Genomic DNA, 4411 nt, shown 5'->3' with positions numbered 1-4411 from the left:
GGCGTCTCGGTCGGCGCTTCGGACGTCGGAGCCTGCGTCGTCGGCTCCTGCGTCGGGGTCCGGGTCGGCGTCTGCGTCGGGGTCCGGGTCGGTGCGACGCCGGCGCCCTGGTCGGTCTCCAGGTCGAACTTGGAGACCTCGCCCATCGCACCGAAGGTGTACTCGGCCCAGATCATCGCGGGGAAGCCACCGCCGTTGACGCGCTCCTCGCCGCCCGCGCCGTAGAGCGAGGACTGCGCGTAGGTCTTGGGGTCCTCGCCGAAGACGCCGACCGAGGTGACCAGGTCGGGGGTGTAGCCGGTGAACCAGGCCGACCTGTTCTCGTCGGACGTACCGGTCTTGCCCGCGACCTGCTGGCCGTCACGGGCCGGGTTGTCGCGCACCGAGCGCCGGGCCGTACCGTCGTCGACCACGCCGGTGAGCACCGAGGTGACCGTGTCGGCGGCCTCGCGGCTGATGACCTGCTCGCCGATCGGGTCGGGCATCTCGACGGCGGTGTCCTTGTGCTTGGCCGACGCCACGATCGACGGGGTGACCTTCTTGCCGTGGTTGTCGAGAGTGGCGTAGACGCCGGCCATCTCCAGCGGGCTCGCGCCCATGGTGCCAAGGGTCTGGGCCGGCACCGACTGGAGGTCCTTGGCGTCCATGCCGAGCTTCTCGGCGACCTCCATCACCTGATCCATGCCGACGTCGACGCCCATCTGCGCGAAGACGGAGTTGATGGACTTGTTCATCGCCGTCTGCACGGTGACATCGCCGTAGTCGACGTCGTCCTCGTTCGGCGGCGCGAAGCCGACCTTCTTGCCGTCGTCCACGACCGGGCGCTTGCTGTCACCGTCGTAGATCGTGTTCGCGGTGATCGGGGTGCCGTCCTGGGTCTCGGCGCCCTCGTCGATCGCCGCGGCCAGGATCAGCGGCTTGAAGGTGGAGGCGGGCTGGTAGTCGGTGCGCGTGGCGTTGTTCGTGAAGTGCTTGACGTAGTCCACGCCGCCGTACATCGCGAGGACCTTGCCGGTCTTCGGGTCGACGGAGGCGGCGCCGGCCTGGACATCCGCGTCGACCTCCCGCTCGTCCGGGTCGAGCTTGCTGGTGAGCTGCTCCTTGGCCGCCTTCTCCAGCTGGGTCTGCTTCTTCTTGTCGATGTTGACCGTGATGGTCCAGCCGCCCCGGTCGATCTTCGTCAGGGCCTCCTCCAGGTCGGACGCCGAGCCCTGGGCGACCAGTTGCCTGGCCAGTTCCTGGTTGGCCGCCTTCACGATGTAACCGTTCTGGCCCTCCATGCCGGGCGCGGCCGTGGGCTCCTTCGGCGCCGGGAACTTCATGCCCTGGCGCTCGGCGGAATCCAGCCAGCCCTGCTCGACCATGTTGTCCAGGACGTAGTTCCAGCGTTCCTTGACCAGCTGCTTGCCCGTCTCGGAAGCGACCGCCCAGTCGTACGAGCTCGGCGCCTGGAGCAGCGCGGCGAGGTACGCGCCCTGCTCGACGGAGAGGTCGCTGGCGTCGACGCGGTAGTAGGCCTGGGCGGCGGCCTGGATGCCGTAGGCGCCACGGCCGTAGTAGCTGGTGTTGATGTAGCCCGCGAGGATGTCGTCCTTGGATTTCTCGCGGTCCACCTTCAGGGAGATCACCAGCTCCTTGAGCTTACGGGTGACCGTCTGTTCCTGGGTGAGGTAGTAGTTCTTGACGTACTGCTGGGTGATCGTCGAGCCGCCCTGCTTGCCCTTGCCCGAGAGGGTGTTGAGCAGGCCTCGGGCCGTGCCCTTGAGGTCGACGCCGGAGTCGTTGTAGAAGGTCTTGTTCTCGGCGGCGACGAAGGTCCGCTGGACCTTCTTGGGGACCTGGGCGAGGTCGACGACCTCGCGGTTGACCTCGCCGTCGCGGACGAGGGTCGTGCTGTCGCTGTACTTGTAGACGTTGCTCTGCTTCTGCGCGAGCTCGTTCCCCTTGGGAATGTCGATCATCAGGTACAGCACGATGAAGCCGCCGATGCCCAGCAGGCAGAGGCCGAGGAACGTGCCGAGCACCTTCTTCCAGGTGAACAGCCTGCGTATGCCGCTCTTCCCGGGCTTGCCCGCGCCCACTGCCCCCGACGAACGGCGGCGCTTCGGCGCCGCGCGGTGGCCACCGCGCTGTCGCGCTCGTCTCTCTTCCGCTCGTCCCATGAGTCCGTCTGCTCCGCTTCGTTGTCGGCTGTCACTCCGGTGCCCGGTGCAAGTCAGCTCAGAAAGCTAACACCGCTCTCTATGACCAAGTCCGGCTGATTCGGTCCTTTACGGGCGTGACAATCAGCACCCATCCCAACGGAACCGACGTATGAGAGGGGGTTGAGGTTGCTGTGACGGGGTAAAGTGATATCACTTAGATAGATCAGCGATAGACAGATCAGAGATGCACCGAAGAACGGGGGAACCACCCATGACCACGCACGACTCCGCACCCGACGTCCCCGACATGCCCGCCCCACGCGTCCGCGAGTTCACCGCGCACAGCATCGGCGGCGGACTCGCCCTGCTCCTGGGCCTCATCGGGCTGCTGGCCGGCATCGGTATGGCCGTGTCCGCCTCGGCGGTCTCGGGGGCCGGCGCGAAGGCCGCGCTGATCATCGTCGGCATACTCGTCGCCATCTCCGCCTTCGTCGCCATGTGCGGGCTGAACATGGTCGCGCCGGGCGAGGCCCGGGTCGTCCAGCTCTTCGGGCGCTACCGGGGCACGATCCGGCAGGACGGCCTGCGCTGGGTGAACCCGCTCACCTCCCGCACGAAGATCTCCACCCGCGTCCGCAACCACGAGACCGCAGTCCTGAAGGTCAACGACGCCTACGGCAACCCGATCGAGCTCGCCGCGGTCGTGGTGTGGAAGGTCGAGGACACCGCGCAGGCCACCTTCGAGGTGGACGACTACATCGAGTTCGTCTCCACGCAGACCGAGGCGGCGGTCCGGCACATCGCCATCGAGTACCCGTACGACGCCCATGACGAGGACGGTCTCTCGCTGCGCGGCAACGCCGAGGAGATCACCGAGAAGCTCGCCGTCGAACTGCACGCGCGCGTGGAGGCGGCCGGCGTGCAGATCATCGAGTCCCGCTTCACCCACCTCGCCTACGCCCCCGAGATCGCCTCGGCGATGCTCCAGCGGCAGCAGGCCGGCGCGGTCGTCGCGGCCCGGCGGCAGATCGTGGACGGGGCGGTCGGCATGGTCGAGGCGGCGCTCGCCCGGATCACCGAGCAGGACATCGTGGAGCTGGACTCCGAGCGGAAGGCGGCGATGGTGTCCAACCTGATGGTGGTGCTGTGCGGGGACCGTTCCGCGCAGCCGGTCCTCAACACCGGGACGCTCTACCAGTGACGGCTCCCTCCGAGGGTTCAGCCCCTCAGCGTCGGCCGCAGCAGCGCAAGCAGGTGCTGCTGCGGCTGGACCCGTCGGTGTACGAGGCGCTCGCGCGGTGGGCGTCCGACGAGCTGCGGTCGGCCAATGCGCAGATCGAGTTCCTGTTGCGGCGCGCTCTCGCGGAGGCAGGCCGACTGCCGGGCGACGCCGGTCCGATGCCCCGCCGCGGTCGTCCACCCGGGGGCTCCGCCCCCAGACCCCCGTCGGCCTGAACGGCCTCGTCCTCAATTGCCGGACAGGCAGGCTGGTTGGCTGTAGCAGAACCGTGACAACAGGCTCCGACCTGCACGGCCATACCCCTCGCGATGATCTACACACTCGGCGTATACCTACCGCGTATACACCGTGTGTAGAGTGCTCGCATGTCCATCGGTCACACCCTCCTGGGCCTCCTTGAATCCGGCCCCCGTCATGGCTACGACCTCAAGCGGGCCTTCGACGAGAAGTTCGGTCAGGACCGGCCGCTGCATTACGGCCAGGTCTACTCGACGATGTCCCGCCTGCTGAAGAACGGGCTCGTCGAAGTCGACGGAATCGAACCGGGCGGCGGGCCCGAGCGGAAGCGGTACGCCATCACCGACGCCGGGATCACCGACGTCGAGCGGTGGCTCGCGACGCCGGAGAAGCCCGAGCCGTACCTTCAGTCGACCCTGTACACCAAGGTCGTCCTCGCGCTGCTCACCCGGCGCGACGCCGCCGAGATCCTCGACACCCAGCGTTCCGAGCACCTGCGGATGATGCGGATCCTCACCGACCGCAAGCGCAAGGGCGACCTCGCCGACCAACTGATCTGCGACCACGCCCTGTTCCACCTCGAGGCCGACCTGCGCTGGCTGGAACTGACCGCCGCGCGCCTCGACAAGCTCGCGGAGGCGGTGGCCAAGTGACCGCTCCTTACGGTTCCCTGCTCGTGGCCGAAGGGCTGCGCAAGACGTACGGTCCCACGACCGCCCTGGACGGCGCCGAGTTCTCCATCCACCCCGGCGAGGTCGTCGCCCTGATGGGCCCCTCCGGCTCCGGCAAG

General features: G+C 67.9%; 4 protein-coding genes and 1 pseudogene. 4 read left to right on the top strand and 1 reads right to left on the bottom strand.

Annotated elements, in window-relative coordinates; all coding sequences use genetic code 11:
• Positions 1–2162: transglycosylase domain-containing protein (locus ACTWQJ_RS47095; protein ID WP_443312519.1), on the bottom strand; the 2162-nt coding region annotated here is incomplete at its 3' end.
• 253 nt (positions 2163–2415) lie between these two features.
• On the opposite strand from ACTWQJ_RS47095, the gene ACTWQJ_RS47090 reads away from it, so the two are divergent.
• The 4 genes and pseudogenes from ACTWQJ_RS47090 to ACTWQJ_RS47075 all read left to right on the top strand — a co-directional run.
• Positions 2416–3345, top strand: coding sequence for an SPFH domain-containing protein (locus tag ACTWQJ_RS47090; protein WP_443312518.1), 930 nt, complete (start codon positions 2416–2418; stop codon positions 3343–3345).
• Positions 3291–3599, top strand: a complete 309-nt coding sequence (locus ACTWQJ_RS47085; RefSeq protein ID WP_443312517.1) for a hypothetical protein — start codon at positions 3291–3293, stop codon at positions 3597–3599. Before ACTWQJ_RS47090 ends, ACTWQJ_RS47085 begins: the two co-directional genes overlap by 55 nt.
• Before the next feature lie 150 nt (positions 3600–3749).
• Entirely contained in the window at positions 3750–4274 is a 525-nt protein-coding gene (locus ACTWQJ_RS47080) for a PadR family transcriptional regulator (RefSeq protein WP_224737602.1), read from the top strand.
• Positions 4271–4411 (top strand): annotated as a pseudogene (locus tag ACTWQJ_RS47075) (ABC transporter ATP-binding protein); the annotation flags it as partial. The gene ACTWQJ_RS47080 and the pseudogene ACTWQJ_RS47075, both read left to right, overlap by 4 nt.

The sequence above is a fragment of the Streptomyces sp. KR55 genome (genome assembly GCF_052245645.1).
Lineage (GTDB): Bacteria > Actinomycetota > Actinomycetes > Streptomycetales > Streptomycetaceae > Streptomyces > Streptomyces flavusporus.
The sequence above is the reverse complement of the archived record's forward strand: the minus strand, read 5'-3'. Positions and strand labels throughout refer to the sequence as shown.

What these genes read in the sequence shown, in the direction of transcription:
- ACTWQJ_RS47090 (WP_443312518.1), top strand. Translation starts at nt 2,416, where the DNA reads ATGACCACGCACGACTCCGCACCCGACGTCCCCGACATGCCCGCCCCA.
- ACTWQJ_RS47080 (WP_224737602.1), top strand. Translation starts at nt 3,750, where the DNA reads ATGTCCATCGGTCACACCCTCCTGGGCCTCCTTGAATCCGGCCCCCGT.